At 72.7% G+C, this 20,963-nt stretch carries 15 protein-coding genes; 6 read left to right on the top strand and 9 right to left on the bottom strand.

Going from position 1 to position 20,963, the window contains the following annotated elements:
* Positions 1–53: 53 nt before the first annotated feature.
* On the bottom strand, positions 54–1,676 hold the full coding sequence (locus tag OG594_RS27130) for a DUF6350 family protein (RefSeq protein ID WP_266604069.1): 1,623 nt from the start codon (positions 1,674–1,676) through the stop codon (positions 54–56).
* Between the two features lie 119 nt (positions 1,677–1,795).
* Between OG594_RS27130 and OG594_RS27125 the strand changes: the two genes are divergently transcribed.
* Entirely contained in the window at positions 1,796–3,049 is a 1,254-nt protein-coding gene (locus OG594_RS27125; RefSeq protein ID WP_266604067.1) for a helix-turn-helix domain-containing protein, read from the top strand.
* 66 nt (positions 3,050–3,115) lie between these two features.
* Here OG594_RS27125 and sucD read toward each other — a convergent pair whose 3' ends face one another.
* The 5 genes from sucD to OG594_RS27100 form a co-directional block, all read right to left on the bottom strand.
* Positions 3,116–4,003 (bottom strand): succinate--CoA ligase subunit alpha, encoded by an 888-nt coding sequence (gene sucD, locus OG594_RS27120; RefSeq protein WP_150258840.1) that lies wholly within the window; start codon positions 4,001–4,003, stop codon positions 3,116–3,118.
* 21 nt (positions 4,004–4,024) lie between these two features.
* A complete protein-coding gene (gene sucC, locus OG594_RS27115) occupies positions 4,025–5,203 on the bottom strand; it encodes an ADP-forming succinate--CoA ligase subunit beta (protein ID WP_266604063.1) in 1,179 nt (392 codons plus the stop codon).
* Positions 5,204–5,483: 280 nt separating this feature from the next.
* Positions 5,484–6,650 carry a VWA domain-containing protein gene (locus OG594_RS27110; protein ID WP_266604061.1) on the bottom strand — a complete coding sequence of 389 codons (1,167 nt, stop codon included), beginning with the start codon at positions 6,648–6,650 and terminating at the stop codon, positions 5,484–5,486.
* Between the two features lie 116 nt (positions 6,651–6,766).
* Positions 6,767–9,049, bottom strand: a complete 2,283-nt coding sequence (locus OG594_RS27105; protein WP_266604059.1) for a DUF5682 family protein — start codon at positions 9,047–9,049, stop codon at positions 6,767–6,769.
* Positions 9,046–10,152, bottom strand: coding sequence for an AAA family ATPase (locus tag OG594_RS27100; protein WP_030013145.1), 1,107 nt, complete (start codon positions 10,150–10,152; stop codon positions 9,046–9,048). The genes OG594_RS27105 and OG594_RS27100 overlap by 4 nt, the downstream gene beginning before the upstream one ends.
* 134 nt (positions 10,153–10,286) lie before the next feature.
* Here OG594_RS27100 and OG594_RS27095 point away from each other — a divergent pair, with 134 nt between their 5' ends.
* Positions 10,287–11,627 (top strand): SWIM zinc finger family protein, encoded by a 1,341-nt coding sequence (locus OG594_RS27095; protein WP_266604056.1) that lies wholly within the window; start codon positions 10,287–10,289, stop codon positions 11,625–11,627.
* A 269-nt stretch (positions 11,628–11,896) separates the two neighbouring features.
* A complete protein-coding gene (locus OG594_RS27090) occupies positions 11,897–13,480 on the top strand; it encodes a DUF5691 domain-containing protein (RefSeq protein WP_266604054.1) in 1,584 nt (527 codons plus the stop codon).
* Positions 13,481–13,796: 316 nt separating this feature from the next.
* Here OG594_RS27090 and OG594_RS27085 read toward each other — a convergent pair whose 3' ends face one another.
* Positions 13,797–14,198, bottom strand: a complete 402-nt coding sequence (locus OG594_RS27085) for a cobalamin B12-binding domain-containing protein (protein WP_266604052.1) — start codon at positions 14,196–14,198, stop codon at positions 13,797–13,799.
* A gap of 174 nt (positions 14,199–14,372) precedes the next feature.
* Here OG594_RS27085 and OG594_RS27080 point away from each other — a divergent pair, with 174 nt between their 5' ends.
* Positions 14,373–15,158 (top strand): triacylglycerol lipase, encoded by a 786-nt coding sequence (locus OG594_RS27080; protein ID WP_266604049.1) that lies wholly within the window; start codon positions 14,373–14,375, stop codon positions 15,156–15,158.
* A 164-nt stretch (positions 15,159–15,322) separates the two neighbouring features.
* The gene (locus OG594_RS27075) at positions 15,323–16,957 is read left to right on the top strand and encodes a M23 family metallopeptidase (RefSeq protein ID WP_266604047.1); all 1,635 of its coding nucleotides are present in this window, start codon (positions 15,323–15,325) and stop codon (positions 16,955–16,957) included.
* A gap of 79 nt (positions 16,958–17,036) precedes the next feature.
* Here OG594_RS27075 and pcrA read toward each other — a convergent pair whose 3' ends face one another.
* Positions 17,037–19,559: a DNA helicase PcrA gene (pcrA, locus tag OG594_RS27070; protein WP_266604045.1), complete on the bottom strand. Its 2,523-nt coding sequence runs from the start codon at positions 19,557–19,559 to the stop codon at positions 17,037–17,039.
* Complete coding sequence (locus tag OG594_RS27065) at positions 19,543–19,893, bottom strand: helix-turn-helix transcriptional regulator (RefSeq protein ID WP_030011006.1); 351 nt, start codon at positions 19,891–19,893, stop codon at positions 19,543–19,545. The genes pcrA and OG594_RS27065 overlap by 17 nt, the downstream gene beginning before the upstream one ends.
* A gap of 119 nt (positions 19,894–20,012) precedes the next feature.
* Here OG594_RS27065 and OG594_RS27060 point away from each other — a divergent pair, with 119 nt between their 5' ends.
* The gene (locus tag OG594_RS27060; protein WP_266604043.1) at positions 20,013–20,954 is read left to right on the top strand and encodes an alpha/beta fold hydrolase; all 942 of its coding nucleotides are present in this window, start codon (positions 20,013–20,015) and stop codon (positions 20,952–20,954) included.
* Positions 20,955–20,963 lie beyond the last annotated feature (9 nt).

The following is a 20,963-nucleotide window of genomic DNA, read 5'->3' as shown; positions in this document are numbered from 1 at the left end:
TGAGGCGCGGGGTCTGGGGCGGAGCCCCAGCGGCGGGGCCGCACCCGAACGGCCTACTCCGGCGGCGGCTTCCGCCGGGCCAACACCCGCGCCCCAACCACCGGCGGAGCCAACGGCACTGACACCGCCTCGGCCACTTCGGCCACCCCGACCAGCAGCCCCGGATCCAGATCCAGCCCGGCCACCACGGTCACGGCCCGCCGCGCCCGCACCCCGGGCACACTCACCGGAGCCTCCTGGTCCGCCGGAACCGCCGGAACCGCCGGAACCGCCGGAGGCACAGGTACAGACGGGACCGCGATATCCGGAATCAGCGCCCCCGCAGCCTTCCGCATCGCCGCCCACCGAATCTCCCGCACCCCGCTGTCGTGCCACCCGTCGTCCACGGCCACCGCCTCATCGCCCTCCAGGGCGTCCGGCCCGATCGCCGGGCGGGTCCGCCACGCGTGCACCGCCACCGCAACCGGCACGGCCAGTACCGCCGTCCAGGCGAAGGCCGCCACTCCGATGGCCCACCACACCGGCCCGAATTCCGACAGCCGCCGCGAGCCCAGCGGCCCCGCCGAGGCCGCCGCGAGCCCGGTCATCGCCAGGCCGCACACCACCGCACCGAGGGCCGCCGTGAGCGCGGTCTCCCCGTACGAGACCTCGCGCGCCCGGCGTACCGCGAACCAGCCCACCGCGAGCCCGGCGACCACCGGAACCGCGACGACCGCCCAGGTCAGCGGGGTTCCCGGCCCCTCGGCCGGAAGCGCCTCCAGCAACGGAAAGCGGGGCAGTCCCGGCGCGCCCGGGAAACCGAGCGGGGTGGCCGTCGCGTCGGCGCCCAGGGCGAAGCCGGGCCCGAGCGCGTAGGCCGCTCCCCAGACCATGGCGTTGGGGATCAGGGTGAGCGCGAGCAGCAGGACGGCGAAGCGGCCCGACCAGACCCCGGTCAGCGACAGGAAGGAGGACTGGACCTCGGCGCCGTGCCACGCGAGCGAGGCGCCGACGACGAGCGCGCCGCCGCCCAGGAGCACCAGGGCGCCGCCCGCGCCCGCCCGGAGCGCCAGCGCGTAGCGGGGGCGCACGACAGCCTTCCGTACGCCCCTGGGCAGCCAGGACGGCAGCGGCCCGAGCGGACGCCCCCGGGCCCCCCACACCCCGGTCGCGGCGGCGAGTACGGCCACCAGCGGGATGTGCCAGGCCGCACTGATGGGGTCGGCCGACAGCGGGCCGCCGGCGGCGTACACCGTGGCGAGGGCCCCGACGGCGAGATATCCGCAGAGGACGGCCGAGAACACGGCTCCGGCCGGCAGCACCTCCTCGTCGTCCTCTTCGGCGACGCTCCCCAGCCGGGCGGCCCGCCGCATGAGCAGCACGGGCAGCACGACGAGGAGCAGGGGCGTCATTCCGACGGGCGCGGGGACGCCGGACAGGGTGTCGTAGCGCACCAGCTCCGTGCCGTGGGCGAGCAGCCACAGCCCGGCGGCCAGGTGCAGGGCCCCGCCGGGGCCGCTGTCGGGGTAGGGGGAACTGATCCACAGCACGATGACGAGCACGGCGAGGAAGCCGAGCCCGAGTCCGGCCGCCACGGCGCCGCCCACGACGCATGCGGCGGCGGCCGGTGAACGGCGCCGCACGCCGGCTCGCGGGGCCGCTGACAACGGGGTCCCGCGTTCGGTCACTTGGGTCACCCCGCCATGGTGCCAACGACACGCGCTATGGACGGGTAACAGGCGAATATCCGTGGTGTCGCTCAATATACGTTTATGTACTTTTTCGCCCAGATCGTCCAGTTCGCGGGGAGTGTGGCATGACACCAAGCGTCGAGACGACCTCCTCAGAGGACTCGGAGCTGAGCCTGCCCGCCCCCAAGGAGCGCCGCAGACTGCGCGAGGCGGCGGAACTGACACACGATGAGGTCGCGGCGGCCGTGGGCGTCACCGCGGCGACCATCCGCTCCTGGGAATCGGGCCGCACGGCCCCCCGCGGGCGCAAGCGCGAGCTGTACATGCAGTTCCTGGCGCGCCTGGCCGACCTGCCGCAGGAGTCCGGTCCCGGCGGGGCGCCCGGGGAGACGAAGACGGCCAGGGCGGCCGAGGAACCCGCTGCCGACCCACCCGCCCCGGACGCACCGGCACCGGACGCACCTACCGCGGGCGGAGCGGCCGCGGACGCGCGGACCGAGCCCGACGAAGTCCCCGACGAGGTCCCTGGCGAGGTCCGTGACGAGATCCCCGTCGAGGTCCCGGCACCGGGCCCCGCCGAGGCCTTCGACTCCCTCTACGCCCACGCCGCCCACGACCTCGCCCGGCAGGCCTACCTGCTCACCGGCCGCCGGTCACTCGCCCTGGAGGCCGTGGAGAAGGCCTTCGTCCAGGCCTGGGACCGGTGGCCCGAGGTCGTCGCCGACCCGGACCCGGTGGGCTGGGTGCGCGCGATCGCGTACGAGTACGCGCTCTCCCCCTGGCACCGGTTCCGGCGCGCCCACCGCCAGCTGGACAAGCCGCCCGCCGAGCCCGCCGACCGGATCCTGCTCGACGCCCTGCTCTCGCTCTCCCCCGCGAACCGCCGTACGGTCCTGCTCTACGACGGCGTCGGTCTCGACCTCCCCGACACCGCCGCCGAGACCGAGGCCACCACGCCCACCGCGGGCAACCGGCTCGTGCACGCGCACGCCGACCTCGCCGACCGGATCCCCGAACTGGCCGACGTACCGCTCGAAAAGCAGTCGGCGCTGCTGCGCGAGCTGCTCACCGCGCTACGACCGGCCGTCGACCTCGACCCGCGCCCAGCGGTCGTCGTCCGCGGCGGCGGCGAACGGCGCACCCGGATGTGGACCCGCGCGACCCTCAGCCTGACGGCGATGATCGCCGTCTCGACGGCCTACACGGTCATGACCGCACCCACCCACTACGAGCCCCCGCTGGCGCCCGGCGAGAGCGTCTCCGGAGTGCCCCCGCTCGCCGGCCCCCAGCAGCTCACCGAGCGGAGCAGGAAGCTCCACGACAAGTTGCTCGCCGACCCGGAGGCCGGATCGGCGCGGATCGCCCCGCAGGTCGAATGAGCCGGTGAGAACGGGCGTGGCCCGCACCCCCCGAGGGGTGCGGGCCACGCCCGTGCAGTGTCGCGCTTACTTGGCGGAGAGGATCTCGCGCGCCAGCTTCGCGGTCTCGGTCGGCGTCTTGCCGACCTTCACGCCGGCGGCCTCGAGGGCCTCCTTCTTGGCCTGCGCCGTGCCGGAGGAGCCGGAGACGATGGCGCCCGCGTGGCCCATGGTCTTGCCCTCGGGGGCGGTGAAGCCCGCGACGTAACCGACGACCGGCTTGGTGACGTTCTTCGCGATGAAGTCCGCCGCACGCTCCTCGGCGTCGCCGCCGATCTCGCCGATCATGACGATCAGCTCGGTCTCCGGGTCGGCCTCGAAGGCCTCCAGGGCGTCGATGTGCGTGGTACCGATGACCGGGTCGCCACCGATGCCGACGGCGGAGGTGAAGCCGATGTCACGGAGCTCGTACATCATCTGGTAGGTCAGCGTGCCGGACTTGGACACGAGACCGATCTTGCCGGGCTTGGTGATGTCGCCCGGGATGATGCCGGCGTTGGACTGGCCGGGGGTGATCAGACCCGGGCAGTTCGGGCCGATGATCCGGGTCTTGTTGCCCTTGGCGGTCGCGTACGCCCAGAAGGCGGCGGAGTCGTGCACCGCGATGCCCTCGGTGATGACGACGGCCAGCGGGATCTCGGCGTCGATCGCCTCGACCACGGCGGCCTTGGCGAAGGCCGGCGGGACGAAGAGGACGGAGACGTTGGCGCCCGTCTTCTCCATCGCTTCGGCGACGGAGCCGAAGACCGGGACCTCGGTGCCGTCGAAGTCGACGGTGGTGCCGGCCTTGCGCGGGTTCACGCCGCCGACGATGTTGGTGCCGTCAGCCAGCATCAGCTTGGTGTGCTTCATGCCCGTGGCACCGGTCATGCCCTGGACGATGACCTTGCTGTCCTTGTTGAGGAAGATAGCCATGTGAGTCTGTGACCTCTGCCCTTACTTCGCAGCCGCGAGCTCGGCGGCCTTGTCGGCCGCGCCGTCCATGGTGTCCACGCGCTGCACCAGCGGGTGGTTGGCGTCCGAGAGGATCTTGCGACCCAGCTCGGCGTTGTTGCCGTCGAGACGGACGACCAGCGGCTTGGTGACCGCCTCGCCCCTGTCCGCGAGCAGCTGCAGCGCCTGGACGATGCCGTTGGCGACCTCGTCACAGGCGGTGATGCCACCGAAGACGTTGACGAAGACGGACTTGACGTCCGGGTCGCCGAGGATGATCTCGAGACCGTTGGCCATGACGGCGGCGGAGGCGCCACCGCCGATGTCCAGGAAGTTGGCGGGCTTGACGCCGCCGTGGTTCTCGCCGGCGTAGGCGACGACGTCGAGGGTGCTCATGACGAGACCCGCGCCGTTGCCGATGATGCCGACCTCACCGTCGAGCTTGACGTAGTTGAGGTTCTTCGCCTTGGCGGCGGCCTCGAGCGGGTTCGCGGCCGCGTGGTCCACGAACTCCTCGTGACCCGGCTGGCGGAACTCGGCGTTCTCGTCGAGCGAGACCTTGCCGTCGAGCGCGATGACGTCGCCGCTGGCGACCTTCGCGAGCGGGTTGACCTCGACGAGGAGCGCGTCCTCGGCGATGAAGGTCACCCACAGGGTGACGAGGACCTCGGCGACCTGCTCGGCGACCTCGGCCGGGAACTGCGCCAGCGCGACGATCTCGCGGGCCTTCTCGATGGTCACGCCCTCGTTGGCGTTCACCGGGACCTTGGCGAGCTTCTCCGGGGTCTCCTCGGCGACCTGCTCGATGTCCATGCCGCCCGCGACGGACGCCATGGCGAGGAAGGTGCGGTTGGTCCGGTCGAGGAGGTACGAGACGTAGTACTCCTCCAGGATCTCCGGAGCCGTCTCGGCGATCATCACCTTGTGGACCGTGTGGCCCTTGATGTCCATGCCGAGGATGTCCGTCGCCCGGGCGACTGCCTCGTCCGGGGTGGCGGCCAGCTTCACGCCACCGGCCTTGCCGCGGCCGCCGACCTTCACCTGCGCCTTGACGACCGACTTGCCGCCCAGCCGCTCGGTGGCCTCGCGAGCCGCCTCAGGCGTGTCGATGACTTCACCGGCCAGCACCGGTACACCGTGCTTGGCGAAGAGGTCCCTCGCCTGGTACTCGAACAGGTCCACGCGCGTCCGTCCCTTGTCTTTTTAAAGATTCGCAGTGATTCGCGGTTGTCTGCTATCTGCGTGGGCGTGCCGCGGAGGGCAACGTGACGGCGCTGTCACAAGGAAGGCGCACACGGTGACCGTGGACGCGGCATGTCCGTCCCGCAGGTTATCCCCGAGGGACGTGGGACCCTAAATCGCAGATCACACCTGAGCGGTGATACCTGTCACAGAACGCCTCACGGTTGAACTGGAAGTTCGTGTGATTCACCGATTCACAGCAAAGGCCGGGCCTGGGCCGTCAAGGGGTCGGCAGGGGGCGTTTCTTCAGCGCCGCGGCCATCACCTCCGGGAACAGGTCGGGGGTGCAGGCGAAGGCCGGCGCCCCGAGCGCCGCCAGCGCCGCGGCGTGTTCGCGGTCGTAGGCGGGGGCTCCCTCGTCGGACAGGGCCAGCAGGGTCACGAACTCGACGCCCGCCGCCTTCATCGCGGCGACCCGCTTCAGCATCTCGTTGCGGATACCGCCCTCGTAGAGGTCGCTGATCAGGACGACGACGGTGTCGGCGGGCCGGGTGATCTTCGACTGGCAGTAGGCGAGAGCGCGGTTGATGTCGGTACCGCCGCCCAATTGGGTGCCGAAGAGGACGTCGACCGGGTCGTCGAGCTGGTCGGTCAGATCGACGACCGCGGTGTCGAAGACGACCAGCCGGGTGGCGATCGAGCGCATCGAGGCGAGGACCGCACCGAAGACGGAGGCGTAGACGACGGAGGCCGCCATCGAACCCGACTGGTCGATGCAGAGGATCACCTCCTTCTTCACCGATTGCGCCGCCCGGCCGTAGCCGATCAGCCGCTCGGGGACGACGGTGCGGTACTCGGGCAGGTAGTTCTTGAGGTTGGCCCGGATCGTGCGGTCCCAGTCGATGTCGTGGTGGCGCGGGCGACTGATCCGCGCGGACCGGTCCAGGGCGCCGGTCAGGGTCGCCCGGGTCCGCGCCGCGAGCTTCTTCTCCAGCTGCTCGACCACCTTGCGGACCACGGCCCGCGCCGTCTCCTTCGTCGTCTCGGGCATCGCCTTGTTCAGGGAGAGCAGGGTGCCGACCAGGTGCACGTCCGGTTCGACGGCCTCCAGCATCTCCGGTTCCAGCAGGAGGGCGGCCAGGCCCAGCCGCTCGATGGCATCGCGCTGCATGACCTGGACCACGGAGCTCGGGAAGTACGTACGGATGTCCCCGAGCCAGCGCGCCACGTTCGGCGCGGACCCGCCGAGCCCCGCCGACCGTGCCCCCGAGGTCCTGCGGGACCCCGCCTCGCCGCCCCCGCCGTACAGCGCGCCGAGCGCAGCGTCCATCGCCGCGTCCCGCCCGGTCAGCGCGCAGCCGGTGCCATCGGCTTCTCCCCCGCCGAGCACCATCCGCCACCGCCTGAGCCGCTCGCCTCCGGCCGTGCCCATGTCCGTACCGCCCATTCGTCAGTCCCCCTGCACTCGTCGTGTCCACCTGTTCCAGCCCCGCCGGCTGACCTCTTTCAGCCTCGCCGGCCGCGGGGGTCCGGGGACAGCGCCCCCGAAAACGGCGCCGCAGCTCAACCGGCGAGCAGCATCCGCACCAGCCCGACCACCGCGTCCGCCCGCTCCGGATCCAGCTCGGGCGCGAAGCCCGCCGGGGCCGAGCCACCCGCCACCGCGGCAGCCGCACCGCCCGGCCCCCTCCGCACCAGCTCGCCCAGGGACCGCTTCACGCCCGGTTCGTACGCCCCGAACGTCCGTCGCAGGAGCGGGAGTACGTCGGTGAACGCGCGCTCCGGGACCCCCACCAGCCAGGTGTCGATCAGGCCCAGCAGCCGGTCGTCGTGGAGCAACAGCGTGCCCCCGCCCGAACTCCCTCCCGCGAAGCCCTCGATCCAGCCGGCCGCGTCGGCCGGGGAGGACGCCGGGGACAGGGCGAGGCCCATCAGCCGGGCCGTCTCCTCGGCCGGCAGCCGCCCGTCGTCCAGGAGCAGCCGGGCCGCCCGGCCGCGGATCAGGCCGGGCACGGTGTCCCGACCGGCCAGCGTGGCGAGCACCGCGGACCAGCGCTCCCGCAGCCCTGCGTCGGCGTCCGCCAACAGGCCGATCGCGCCGTGCACCCCGTCCACGTGACCGCGCATCTCCGCCGCCGCGTCGGCGTCCAGTCCGGCCGTACAGGCCGAGGGCAGCGCCACGCATATCCGCTCGGCGAGCCCGGCCGCGACGGTGGCGAGCGCCGTCGCGTCGGTGCCCCGGACGTCCCCGTACCGCAGCGAACGGGCCAGGGCCGGCAGGGCCTTGGCGAGCTTCGCCACGTCGGTGTCCAGCGCGGCCCGGTCCGCGAGGGCCCGCAGTACGGCCGGCAGCGCCTGTGCGAGCCCGGCCAGCAGGCACTGTTCGGCCAGGGCCGTCACCTCGCCGAGCTCCTCGGCCCCGGCGGCGTCCGCCTCGGCCTTGGCGGTGGCCGCGCCGAGGACGGTGGTCCCCCATATGCCGGCCTCGGCGATCCGCACCGACAGCTCCGGCTCCCACCGCAGCCGCCAGGTCTCCCGGAAGGTTCCGGTGCCGGCCCGGGAGGCGGTCGGTGTGCCCCAGCCGATGCCGAGCAGCCGCAGCCGGTGCAGCAGCAGGGACTTCGCGGTGTCGGTGTCCTTGCGCAGGTCCAGTTCCAGCTCGCGGTCCTGCGCCTCGGCCTTGAGCCGCAGCGTGCGCTGCTGTCGTGTCAGGTCGCGCTGGAGGGGTACGACGGGGGCTCCGTCCGGGACCTCGCCGAGCACGTCACCGACGACGAGCCGGTCCTCGATCAGTGCGAGCGGTACGTCGGAGCCGTCGCACATCACCGCCCGGACCGCTTCCAGGGTCTCCGTCAGGCCGGGCAGCGGCCGGCCCCGCATCGCGGCGAGGGTCTCGGCCAGCCGGACCGCCTCGATGACGTGCGCCGAGGAGACCTGCCGGTCCTCCTCGCGCAGCAGGCCGGCGACCTTGGTCAGCCACCGCTCGACGGGCCGGTCCCGGGCCGAGAAGAGGTGGGCGTACCAGCCGGGCGAGGTGATCCCCGCGCCGTACCCGCCGGCCCGGGCGAGCCGGCGGTGGGTCCAGGGCACCCAGGTGGTCTCCACCTTGACCTTGGGCAAGCCGCTCAGCAGGGCCTTGTCGGAGGCCACGGTGGTCCTGGCCCGCAGCGCGGGAACGTGCCAGGCTCCGCACACCACGGCGTAGGCGTCGCCGAACTCCCGGCGGGCGGCCCGCATCCGCTGGCGCATGTGCGCCTCGCGCACCAGGTCGCGCTGGTGGCCGCCGTCGCCGTACGCCTCGCGCAGGGCTCCCATGGCCTCCCCGAGCGCCTCGAAGGCGCCGAGCACGTCCTCCCGTACGCCCCCGGCGCCGCGGTGCTCGACCACGTCCTCCCACCAGCGCTCGGGGTCGTCGTACCCGGCGGTCTCGGCCAGCACGGCGAGCGGGTCCAGCCGGACGGTGTCGGGTCCGGCCCCTTCCGGTCCGTCCCCTTCCGGTCCGTCCCCTCCGGCGGCGAGCGAGTGCGCCGCCGGGAGGTCGATGAACCGGACCGGTACGTCGTGCTCCTGGGCCCAGCGGATGGCCACCCACTCGGGTGAGAACCCGGCCAGCGGCCAGAACGCGGCCCGGCCCGGATCGTCCGCCGCGTGCGCGAGGAGCGCGACGGGCGGCCGCATCCCCTCCTCGGCGGCGAGCGGCAACAGCGCGTCCCCCTCGGGCGGGCCCTCGATCAGCACCGCCTCGGGTCGCGCCGCCTCCAGGGCCGCCCGGACGGCGCGGGCCGATCCCGGCCCGTGGTGCCGTACGCCCAGCAGCAGCGGCCCCTTCGTCGGGCTCGGGCTCATACGGTCACCTCCCGGCAGGCCCGGTAGAAGTCCTTCCAGCCGTCGCGCTCGCGGACCACTGCCTCCAGGTACTCCTGCCAGACCACCTTGTCGGCCGCCGGGTCTCGGACCACGGCCCCGAGGATCCCGGCGGCCACGTCGGAGGGGCGCAGCACGCCGTCCCCGAAGTGGGCGGCCAGGGCCAGGCCGCCAGTGACGACGGAGATGGCCTCTGCGGTGGACAGCGTGCCGCTGGGCGACTTCACCTTCGTACGGCCGTCGTCGGTGACGCCGTCGCGCAGCTCGCGGAAGACGGTGACGACGCGGCGGATCTCCTCCAGGCCTTCGGGCGCGGCCGGCAGGTCGAGGGCGCGACCCATCTGGTCGACGCGGCGGGCGACGATGTCGACCTCGGCGTCGGCGGTGGCGGGCAGGGGCAGCACCACGGTGTTGAAGCGGCGGCGCAGCGCGCTGGAGAGCTCGTTCACCCCGCGGTCGCGGTCGTTGGCGGTGGCGATGAGGTTGAAGCCGCGCACGGCCTGCACCTCTTCGCCGAGCTCCGGTATCGGGAGGGTCTTCTCGGACAGGACGGTGATGAGGGTGTCCTGGACGTCGGCGGGGATGCGGGTGAGCTCTTCGACGCGGGCGGTCATGCCGTCGGCCATCGCCCGCATGACGGGGCTGGGGACGAGCGCCTCGCGGCTGGGGCCGTGGGCGAGCAGCCGGGCGTAGTTCCAGCCGTACCGGATGGCTTCCTCGGGGGTGCCGGCGGTGCCCTGGACGAGGAGGGTGGAGTCTCCGCTGACGGCGGCCGCGAGGTGTTCGGACACCCAGGTCTTGGCGGTGCCGGGGACGCCCAGGAGGAGCAGGGCGCGGTCGGTGGCCAGGGTGGTGACGGCCACTTCGACGATGCGGCGCGGCCCCACGTACTTGGGGGTGATCACCGTGCCGTCGTCGAGCGTGCCGCCGAGCAGGTACGTGGCGACGGCCCACGGGGAGAGCTTCCAGCGGGTCGGGCGGGGCCGGTCGTCGGCGGCCGCCAGGGCTTTCAGTTCGTGTGCGAAGGCGTCTTCGGCGTGCGGTCGCAGAGCCTCTGCTCGCTGCTCGTTCTCGGGCATGGTCATGGTCCCCCTCCAAAGCTCGGCAGCCGCTCCCGACTGCTGACCCCACGGTGCACCACGCCACTGACAACGGACCCTGCCGACAGCGTTGTTGCTGGTCAGAGCGATTGTCAGTGGCGGTCTCTACGGTTGTTCACATGACTGATCAGGGGGACCGCTGGACAGCGGAACAGGTACTGGATCTGGCTCCTGACGATGCCTCGCGCAAGGCGGGGGGCAGACTCGGCGGGGCGGGACCGTGGTCGCAGATCGGAGGTTCCGCTTCCGGTTCGGTGTGGGGGTTGTGCAAGGGCAGCGGCAGCAAGCCGTACCGCACGGTCGTGGACCTGAAGGGCCCCGCGTACAAGTGCTCCTGCCCGAGCAGGAAGTTCCCCTGCAAGCACGCTCTCGGGCTGTTGCTGCTCTGGTCGGCGGAGGGGGTCGGCGAGCCGGGCGAGGCTCCCGAGTGGGCCGCGCAGTGGCTGGCGGACCGGGCGGCCAAGGCCGCGCGGCCGCCCGGCGGGAGGGCCGCGCCGGTCGACGAGGAGGGGGCCCGGAAGCGGGCCGAGCGGCGGGCGGCGCGCGTCGGCGCGGGCGTCACCGAGCTGGAACAGCGGCTGGCCGATCTGCTGCGCGGCGGCCTCGCGGGCCAGGAGCAGGCGGGATACGCGGGGTGGGAGGAGACGGCGGCCCGCATGGTCGACGCCCAGGCACCCGGACTGGCGTCCCGGGTAAGGGAGTTGGGGACGATACCCAGTTGCGGCCCCGGCTGGCCGGCCCGGATGCTGGAGGAGGCGGCGCTGCTGCACCTGCTCGACCGGGCGTGGTTGGGGGCGGCCGGGCTGCCGGAAGAGCTGGCGGCGACGGTGCGCAGCCGCGTGGGACTGCCGGCCTCCGGGGAGGGGGAGGCCGTACGGGACCGGTGGCTGGTGCTCGCCCAGTACGACACGGTGTCGCCGGACGGCCGGCTCACCACCCGCCGGATATGGCTGCGCGGGCTGGCGGACGGGCGGCCCGCCCTGGTGCTGGACTTCGGACCGCCGGGGCGGCCACCGGGGCTGGCACTGCCGGTGGGGCGGGTGCTGGAGGCGGAGATGCGCTTCCGGCCCGGGTCGGCTGGGCTGCGGGCGGACCTCGGTGAGAGGTTCGCGGCACCTGCGCCGTGCACGGAGGTTCCGGCCGGGGTGAGCACGGGGGCGGCCCTGGAAGCGTACGGGGAGGCCCTGCGGCAGGACCCGTGGTTGGAGTCCTGGCCGGTGGTGCTCGGTCCGGTGGTTCCGATACCGGGAGAGCTCGGCTGGCAGCTGGCGGACGCGGAGGGCACCTCCGCCCTGCCGGTGCCCCTGACCGGGGGCGGCCGCTCCCGCGGGGGGCTCTGGCAGCTGGCGGCGTTGTCGGGCGGAGGCCCGGTGACGGTGTTCGGCGAGTGCGGCCACCGCGGCTTCACCCCTCTGACGGCCTGGCAGCCGGACTCGACCGAGCCCGTCGCCCTGTCCTGATCAGGGGCGGAAACAAGGAACACAGAGCAGGGGGCCTGGGGGGTCCTGTGCCGTCACACGGGGGCGGCGAGGAAACGTACGGCGCCGGGGGGGCGCCGTACGGGAAACGACGACGAGCCGGGGGGCTTGCATGAACGACAACCACGCCAGCTGAACGCGAGCGGCAGACGGGGACATCGACAGCTCCGGTCCCGTGGAGGGGGCGGGACCGGAGCCCATGACGCGACGGACGACCGACGACGAGCGACGAGGGACGAGGGAGGGGCCCGATGGACAAGAGTGACGAGGGGTACGGGGAGTGGGAGGAGCTGGTCGCCGCCGCGCTGCTGGGCACCGAGCGGCGCCGGGACGGGGGCCCGGCGGGCTCACCGGAGGCACTGCTGGACGCGGCGGCCGTGCACGCCGTACGGCGCCGGGCCGGGCTGCGTCCGGCCGAGGCCGGTCCGCGCCCGGAGCCCGCGCCCCGGGACCCCCGGCCGGCGCCACCGGAGCCGGCCGGCCGCAGGCTCGCGCAGTTGCTGGCCGGCCGCAGCGGCCCGGTCAACGGCGGCGGGCGGCGCGGGACCGCCCCGGACCTGACGGAGCTGCTGCCCCAGTGGCTGGCCGCCGCCGCGCGGCACGGCTACCGCTCGCCGGCCGCGCTCGTACCGGCGCTGCTGGACGCGGCCCGGGCCCGTACGGACCTGCGGCCGCAGGCCCTGGCCCTGGCGGGGACGCGGGGACTGTGGCTGGCGCGGATGAATCCGGACTGGCGGTTCGCCCTGCGCGGCGGTTCGGGCGGCACGGGGGAACTGCCGGAGGTGACGGACCGGGCAGCGGTGGAACGGCTGTGGCAGGAGGGACTGTTCGCGGAGCGGGTGGCCCTGCTCGGGGCCGTTCGGGCCCACGAGGCGGCGGCCGGGCCGCGGCTGCTGATGACGACCTGGGCCACCGAACGGGCCGAGGACCGGCTGATGTTCCTCGATTCGCTGAGGGCGGGGCTGTCGGAGAGCGACGAACCCTTCCTGGAGGCGGCGCTGGGTGACCGCAGCCGCAATGTCCGCGCCACGGCCGCCGAATTGCTGTCGGCGCTGCCCACCTCGGCCCTGGCCGGGCGGATGGCCGAGCGCGCGCTGGCCTGCGTGGGCCCCGAAGGAGTGACGCCGCCGGCCGAGTGCGACGCGGGGATGCTCCGCGACGGGGTGGTCAAGCGGCCGCCCGCCGGACGCGGGGAACGGGCCTGGTGGCTCGGCCAGTTGGTGGAGGCGGCGCCGCTGTCGTGCTGGCCGGAGCGGTTCGGGGGACTCGGCCCGGCGGAGATAGTGGCGCTGCCGGTGGCCGCGGGCGACGGTTGGACGGAAGAGCTGCACGCGGCGTGGTGCCGGGCCGCCGTGCGCCAGCGCGACGCGCCGTGGTCGCGGGCCCTGCTCGGCCCGGCGTCCGCGCCGCCCGCGGCGGGCCCGGGCACGGCCTCGCTCGCGGAGCGGGCCAAGCTGCTGGAGACCCTCCCGCACGCGGAACGGGCGGAGTGGGTCGCGGAGTTCATAGGGGCCCACGGGCTGTCGGAAGCGTTCCAACTGCTCGGGGTGTGCGTCGTGCCGTGGGCGGGCGCGCTGGGCCGGGCGGTCGTGGACGCGCTGGACAACGCCCGCGACGCCGGCAGCTACCCGTGGAGCTTCAGCGGGGTGATGGGCCTCGCGGAGCGCTGCCTCGACCCCGCGGAAGCGAGCCGGTTGGAGGCCCTGACCACGGCCGCGGAGGACCTGCCGGACGCGGCCCCCGGCGCGGCCGCGTACTGGGCCGAGGCGTTCCAGCGACTCGTCTCGACCCTTCGCCTCCGCGCGACGATGCTGGCCGAACTGGCTCCGGCCTAGCCCCTGCGGGGAGCTCGGCCGTCTCCTTCTGATCTCGCCGGATGAGCCCGGGGCGCCCGGGGCGATGCATCTCCCCCGGCTACCACGGGGAGGGGCCCGGGCGGAAGGGCGCCCGAGTACTGCACGTACTCAGGTGCCCCGCAACCTGGGGGTCCCCCGGACGGAGTCGGGGGATGAGGTGCGGCGCCGGGCGGGCCGGCCCCGGCGGGGAAGGAGGTCCTGCGCCGTAGGACCCTAAAGCCCTGGCTCCGCCCAGGAGCCCGCGCCCCGAACGCCGGTAAGGCTGGATTCGCCGGGGGCTACGAACCGCCGGAGGCTACTGGCGGACGTGGCCGCGGACCCACTCCACGATGGCGGTCGTCGTCGCGCCCGGCGTGAAGATCTCGGCCACGCCCTTCTCCTTCAGGGGGGCGATGTCGTCCTCCGGGATGATGCCGCCGCCGAAGACCTTGATGTCCTCCGCGTCGCGCTCCTTGAGGAGTTCCAGCACGCGCGCGAAGAGCGTGTTGTGGGCGCCGGAGAGGATCGAGAGGCCGATCGCGTCGGCGTCCTCCTGGATGGCGGTGTCCACGATCTGCTCGGGGGTCTGGTGGAGGCCGGTGTAGATGACCTCCATGCCCGCGTCCCGCAGCGCCCGCGCGATCACCTTGGCCCCGCGGTCGTGGCCGTCGAGACCCGGCTTGGCCACCACCACACGGATCGGACCGGTCACACCCATCGCACTGCCTCCCGAGTGAACGAACGTTAAGTACAGCATCGCGCACGCCGCCGTTTCGCGGTCAATCACGAGGGGGAAATCACACGTGGGACGGCGTTGCGCCACCGTGCCGGCAGCCGCACGGCACGGTGGTGCGAGCGCCGCGGTCCCACAAAGGCTCAGGGGAGGCCGTCGATGGGGCTGTCCATACCCATGTCCATGTCCATGCCCTTGTCCGGCGCCGCGCTGCGGGCCGGCGCCCTCGAGGTGGTGGTGCTCGGCGGGCACCTCCTGCTGTATCCCACCGGAGTGTGCCAGGAGAAGGTCACCACCCGTCCACCCGCGACACGACCGCCGGTCCTTCTCCTCCACGGGTTCACCGACAACCGGTCCGTCTTCGTCCTGCTGCGCCGCGCCCTCGGGGCGGGAGGCCGGCACGTGGAGGCGTACAACTACTCGCCCTTCACCCTCGACCTGCGCGTCACCGCCCGCCATCTCGCCCGGCGCGTCGAGGAGCTGTGCGAGCGCACCGGACAGGAGCGGGTGGATCTGGTGGGGCACAGCCTGGGCGGGCTCGTCGGTCGGTACTACGTGCAGCGACTCGGCGGCGACACGCGGGTCCGGACCCTCGTCACCCTCGGCACCCCGCATTCCGGCACCCGGGTCGCCCCCTTCATGGACGCGCACCCGCTGATCCGGCAGATCCGCCCGGACTCCGAGGTGCTGACCGAGCTCGCCGCGCCCGCGCCCGGCTGCGCCACCCGGTGCGTGGCGTTCTGGAGCGAGTTCGACACGATCATGACCCCGGTCGCGACCGCGCGAATCGAACACCCGGATCTGTGTGTGGAGAACGTGCAGGTCACCGGTATCGGACATCTCGCACTAGCCGTCCATCCCGCCGTCATCGCGGCGGTCCGGCGCACCCTCGAAGGGCCCGGCCTGGCCGCCGTCACGGGCTCGGACACCGCCTCCGTCGCCTAGCCGACGAGCGACCAACAGTCGAACTAATTTCGAACTCAAGGCCAAGGGTCCGCATTTCGGCGACCGAAAGACGGCCGAATGCCCGGTTCCGGAGATCTGGGGACCCGGCGAAGATTGTCGTGGCGAGTAACCGCCGGGTACAGTCACGCCACTGCTCTCCTCCGGTGAACCTTGAGTTCCCGGCCACCCAGGCCCCCACTGCCGAGGCGAAAGAGAAGTTGGTGAACGACCGCCCCACGTCGGGCCAGTACCCGGATGCCGGGTACGACGGCCTTTCCACCACCGCTTTCGCTGGTGACTCGGCCTACGTTTCCTATGAAACGCAGGGCCAGGGGGTCAACTACGCCGCCTACGGCTCCTACGACACCGGCGCGTACGGCACCACCGCATGGGCCTCGCAGGACGGTTACCTGTCCACGATCCCGACCCAGGGCGCACCCGAGGACACCACCGGGAGCTGGGACGCTAGCGCCTGGAACGCGCAGAGTGCGGACTACTCCGGCTACGCGCAGTACCAGCAGCCCTCCTTCGGCTACGACACCACCGGCGAGCAGACCGGACACTGGGCGATGCCGGGCTACGGCACCACCGGCACCGAGACCGGTGCCTACGACGCCACCGCATGGAACACCGTCGCCGAGACCCCGGCCCAGCCCGAGGCCGTCTACGCGTACGAGTACCAGCCCGCGCCGGAGCCCGAGCCCGCGCAGCAGGAGTACGCGTACGAGGCGACCACCGTCGGCTACGCCTACGAGGCCACCCAGGCCGTCGTCGTCGACTCCGGACACCAGAGCGGTTTCGAAACCGGCTTCGAAACCGGGACGGACACGTACAGCGAGACCGCCGTCTTCGAGGTGCTCTCGGACGAAACGCCGCAGGTCCCCGAGGTGCCCGAGGCACCCGAGGTGCCCGCGGTCCACGACCTCCCCACCCAGGCCATGCCCGTGACCTCGGCTCCGCGCTCCGCGCGCCGGACCGCTGCCAAGGGCAACGGCAAGGCCGGCGCCGCCACCAAGGCGAGCAGCAGTAGCAAGAACGGCAGCGGCACCGGCGGCAACAGCCGTCGCCGCAACCCGGCGAAGCGTTCCGCCTTGCTGACCGTGGCCGTCCCCTCCGCCTGCGTGATGGGCGTCGCGGGTGTCGCGGCCGCCTCCGTCGGCGGCCTCACCGGCACGGACCGGCCCGCCGAGGAACCCACCACGATGGCCGCGCCCGACCCGGCCTCGGTGAAACCCGTCGCGGCGAACACCAAGCTCGACACCCAGATGGTCGCGCTCAGCGCCGACGCGGGCGACTTCGCGGACCGCGCGAGCCGCACGCAGGAGCGCATCGACCTGCGCGAGCGCCAGGAAGAAGAAAAGAAGAAGAAGGCGGAGGAGGCCGCGGCCAAGGAAGCCGCCCGCCCCAAGTTCGCCATCCCGGTCCAGCAGCACGGCCTGAGCGCCAACTTCGGCCAGGCCGGAGGCATGTGGATGTCGGTGCACACCGGCATCGACTTCCCGGTCTCCTACGGGACGCCGGTCATGTCGGCCACCGACGGCACCGTGCGCACCCAGTACAACAGCGCCTACGGGAACATGGCGATAGTGACCGCGCCCGACGGCACCGAGACCTGGTACTGCCACCTCAGCTCCACCAAGATCCGTGGCGGCAAGGTCAAGGCCGGCGATGTCATCGCCTATTCCGGCAACTCCGGCAACTCCACCGGCCCGCACCTCCACTTCGAGGTCCGGCCCGGCGGCGGATCCGCGATCGACCCCCTGTCGTGGCTGCGCAGCCACGGCCTGGACCCGACGTAACCGCCCGACCTAACCGGCCGGCGGCAACCGGCCCGGTCTGATCTCCCGGCGGCGTGATCGCCGCGCGGCCGCCCTCCTCCTACAGCTTCTGCACCGGCGCGTAGCGCAGCAGCAGCCGCTTGGGCTTGTCGTCCCCGAAGTCGATGGTGGCCTGCGCGTCCGCGCCCGCTCCCTTGACCTCCATGACGGTGCCGAGCCCGAACTGGTCGTGCGTGACGCGGTCCCCGACCACCAGGGCGATGACCGGCTTGTCGGCGGCCCGCCGCGTCGCGAATCCGGACGGGCCCGACTTCGTACGCGACGAGGACAGGAACGCCTCCGGCGAGGTGCCGAAGGTCGCCTTCCCCGAACCGGACGACGACGACCCGTACCCCGAACTCCGCATCGGACCGGCGGGCTTCTGGGTCGCACCCGTCCGCTTCCACTGGAGGTACTCCGCCGGGATCTCCTCGAGGAACCGCGACGGCGGGTTGTACGAGGGCGTGCCCCACGCGCTGCGCATGCTGGAGCGGGTCAGGTACAGCCGCTCGCGCGCCCGCGTGATGCCGACGTACGCGAGGCGGCGCTCCTCCTCCAGTTCCTTGGTCTGGCCCAGCGCCCGCATGTGCGGGAAGACCCCGTCCTCCATGCCGGTCAGGAAGACCACCGGGAATTCGAGGCCCTTGGCGGTGTGCAGGGTCATCAGCGTGATGACGCCCGTGCCCTCGGTGTCCTCGTCCGGGATCTGGTCGGAGTCGGCGACGAGCGCGACCTGTTCCAGGAACTCGGCCAGGGTGCCGGACCCGGGAGCCGGGGCGCCGGTCTCGGCGGCCTCGGCAGCCGCTGCCTCCCGCGCCTGCTCGAACTCCAGCGCCACGGCCGCGAGCTCCTGGAGGTTCTCGATGCGCGTCTCGTCCTGCGGGTCGGTCGACGCCTGGAGTTCGGCGAGGTAGCCCGTCCGCTCCAGTACCGCTTCCAGGACCACCGCCGGGCCCGCGCCCGAGTCGACGATCGTGCGCAGCTCCTCCATCAGCACGTTGAACCGCTTCACGGCGTTGGTGGAGCGCGCGGCCATGCCGAAGGCCTCGTCCACGCGGCGCAGCGCCTGCGGGAAAGTGATCTTCTCGCGCATCGCGAGGGCGTCGATCATCGCCTCGGCGCGCTCGCCGATGCCGCGCTTGGGCACGTTCAGGATGCGCCGCAGCGGGACGTTGTCCTCCGGGTTCGCCAGGACGCGCAGGTACGCGAGGACGTCGCGGACCTCCTTGCGCTCGTAGAAGCGGACGCCGCCGACGACCTTGTAGGGCAGTCCGACCCGAATGAAGATCTCCTCGAACACGCGGGACTGCGCGTTGGTCCGGTAGAAGATCGCGACGTCGCCCGCCTTGGCGTCGCCCGCGTCCGTCAACCGGTCGATCTCGTCGGCGACGAACTGGGCCTCGTCGTGCTCGGTGTCCGCCACGTAGCCGGTGATGACGGCGCCGGTGCCGGCCTGGGTCCACAGGTTCTTGGCGCGGCGGTTCTCGTTGCGCTCGATGACCGCGTTGGCCGCGGAGAGGATCGTCTGCGTGGAGCGGTAGTTCTGCTCCAGCAGGATCGTCGTCGCGTCCTTGTAGTCCTCTTCGAACTGGAGGATGTTGCGGATGGTCGCACCGCGGAAGGCGTAGATCGACTGGTCGGCGTCACCCACCACGCACAGCTCGGCCGGGGGCAGGTCCGGGTAGCCGGTGCCGACCAGCTCGCGCACCAGCGTGTACTGGGCGTGGTTGGTGTCCTGGTACTCGTCGACGAGGACGTGCCGGAAGCGGCGCCGGTAGTGCTCGGCGACGTCCGGGAACGCCTGGAGCAGGTGGACCGTGGTCATGATGATGTCGTCGAAGTCGAGGGCGTTGGCCTCGCGCAGCCGCCCCTGGTACATCGCGTACGCCTGGGCCAGGGTCTTCTCGAAGCCGTCGGCGGCCTGATCGGCGAAGGCTTCCTCGTCGATCAGCTCGTTCTTCAGGTTCGAGACCTTGGCGTTGAAGGCCTTCGGCGGGAACTTCTTCGGGTCCAGGTCCAGGTCGCGGCAGACGAGCGCCATCAGGCGCTTCGAGTCGGCCGCGTCGTAGATCGAGAACGAGGACGTGAAGCCGAGCCGCTTGGACTCGCGGCGCAGGATGCGCACGCACGCGCTGTGGAAGGTGGAGACCCACATGGCATTCGCGCGCGGGCCGACCAGGCCCTCGACGCGCTCCTTCATCTCGCCGGCGGCCTTGTTGGTGAAGGTGATCGCCAGGATCTGGCCGGGGTGGACGTTCCGCGCGGACAGCAGGTGTCCGATGCGGTGGGTCAGCACCCGGGTCTTGCCGGAGCCGGCGCCGGCCACGATGAGCAGCGGGGAGCCCGCGTGCACCACGGCCGCGCACTGCTGCTCGTTGAGCCCGTCCAGGAGCGTCGCCGGGTCGATGACGGGCCTGGGGGCGCCGTCCCGGTAGTACGCGTCCCCGGTCATGGGTACGTCGAACCGCCCCCCGAAGAGATCGTCCGCGCCCGCTTCGGGGGCGGCGTGGTCCTCGGGCGGCGGCGGGACCTCGTCGGAGGGGGTGAGGTCCGCCAGGAAACTGTCGTCAAAGAGGCTGCTCATCGCATTCCGAGTCTAGGGGGCGGGACCGACAGGCCAGCACGAGTTCGAGCAGACCGGGGAAACGGAGCTCCAGGTCCTCGCGGCGCAGCGCGAGGAAGAGCTTGCGGCCCTGCGGGCGCTGGCAGATCACGCCGCTCTCGCGCAGCGTCTTGAGGTGGTGCGTGACGCTGGAGCGGGGCAGGTCGGGGACGACCTCGCCGCAGAACGCCTCCTCGCCGGAGGAGAGCTTGCGGACGATCTCCAGTCGGACGGGGTGTCCGAGCGCCGCCAGGACCTCGACCAGCTCGATGCGGTCGGCGGCGGGATGGGTCGGCTCGGCAGCGGCAGCAGGCATGACCCCACTGTACGCAGTTCTCGTACGGACATTGCCAATCCATTCGAAGATCTCGTACAGTCCACTCACTCAACCGTACGAAATCTTCGAACGGTCAATCTCGCGAGGACGGACCCGCCGTGCCCCAGCCCGCCACCACCCAGCCGACCACCACCCCGCTCGCCACCACCCCGCCCGCCACCACCCCGCTCGACGACGCCGCCCTGGCCGCCTCCCTCGACGGGGGCTTCACCAGCCACCACGCCAAGGTCAACGGCACCCGACTGCACTACGTGGAGGGCGGCAGCGGCACACCGCTCGTCCTCCTCGGCGGCTGGCCGCAGACCTGGTGGCAGTGGCACAAGGTGCTGCCGGCCCTGGCCCGCCGGTACCGGGTGATCGCCGTCGACCTGCGCGGCATGGGCGGCTCCGCCAAGCCCGCCGCCGGCTACGACAAGAAGACGATGGCCGCCGACGTCCACGCCCTCCTCGGACACCTCTCGATCGGGTCGGCGCACTTCGCCGGGCACGACATCGGCGCGATGGTCGCCTACGCCCACGCCGCCAACCACCCGGACGCCACCCGCCGGCTCGCCCTCCTCGACGTCTCGCACCCCGAGGAGGCGTGGTCGCAGATGCCCCTGCTGCCCCGCCCCGGGCTCCGCCACCTGTGGTGGTTCGCCTTCAACCAGGTGCCGGACCTGCCCGAACAGCTCCTCGCCGGCCGCTACCGCGTGCTGCTGGACTGGCTGTTCGCGGCCATGACCGCCGACCCCGCCTCCATCGACGAGCGCTCCCGCGCGGTGTACGCCCGCGCGTACGACTCCCCGGACGCGATCCGGGCCGGCAACGCCTGGTACCAGGCCTTCCGTCAGGACATCGACGACCTCGCCGGCTACTCCCCCGTGACCACCCCGCTGCTCGCGCTCGGCGGCGAGCACAGCAACTACGAACGCCTGCTCGCCGCGGTCCCGGCGCTCGGCACCGACACCCGCGTGGTCCGCGTCGACGGCAGCGGCCACTACCTCCCGGAGGAGCGGCCGGAGGTCGTCACGGACGAGCTGACCCGCTTCTTCGGCTGACCGGGCCGC

The organism is Streptomyces sp. NBC_01214 (assembly GCF_026340975.1).
Classification (GTDB): Bacteria; Actinomycetota; Actinomycetes; order Streptomycetales; family Streptomycetaceae; genus Streptomyces.
This window is presented reverse-complemented; position numbering and strand designations above follow the sequence as displayed.

What these genes read in the sequence shown, in the direction of transcription:
- OG594_RS27125 (WP_266604067.1), top strand. Translation starts at nt 1,796, where the DNA reads ATGACACCAAGCGTCGAGACGACCTCCTCAGAGGACTCGGAGCTGAGC.
- sucD (WP_150258840.1), bottom strand. Translation starts at nt 4,003, where the DNA reads ATGGCTATCTTCCTCAACAAGGACAGCAAGGTCATCGTCCAGGGCATG.
- OG594_RS27110 (WP_266604061.1), bottom strand. Translation starts at nt 6,650, where the DNA reads ATGGGCGGTACGGACATGGGCACGGCCGGAGGCGAGCGGCTCAGGCGG.
- OG594_RS27105 (WP_266604059.1), bottom strand. Translation starts at nt 9,049, where the DNA reads ATGAGCCCGAGCCCGACGAAGGGGCCGCTGCTGCTGGGCGTACGGCAC.
- OG594_RS27100 (WP_030013145.1), bottom strand. Translation starts at nt 10,152, where the DNA reads ATGACCATGCCCGAGAACGAGCAGCGAGCAGAGGCTCTGCGACCGCAC.
- OG594_RS27095 (WP_266604056.1), top strand. Translation starts at nt 10,287, where the DNA reads ATGACTGATCAGGGGGACCGCTGGACAGCGGAACAGGTACTGGATCTG.
- OG594_RS27090 (WP_266604054.1), top strand. Translation starts at nt 11,897, where the DNA reads ATGGACAAGAGTGACGAGGGGTACGGGGAGTGGGAGGAGCTGGTCGCC.
- OG594_RS27085 (WP_266604052.1), bottom strand. Translation starts at nt 14,198, where the DNA reads ATGGGTGTGACCGGTCCGATCCGTGTGGTGGTGGCCAAGCCGGGTCTC.
- OG594_RS27080 (WP_266604049.1), top strand. Translation starts at nt 14,373, where the DNA reads ATGGGGCTGTCCATACCCATGTCCATGTCCATGCCCTTGTCCGGCGCC.
- pcrA (WP_266604045.1), bottom strand. Translation starts at nt 19,559, where the DNA reads ATGAGCAGCCTCTTTGACGACAGTTTCCTGGCGGACCTCACCCCCTCC.
- OG594_RS27065 (WP_030011006.1), bottom strand. Translation starts at nt 19,893, where the DNA reads ATGCCTGCTGCCGCTGCCGAGCCGACCCATCCCGCCGCCGACCGCATC.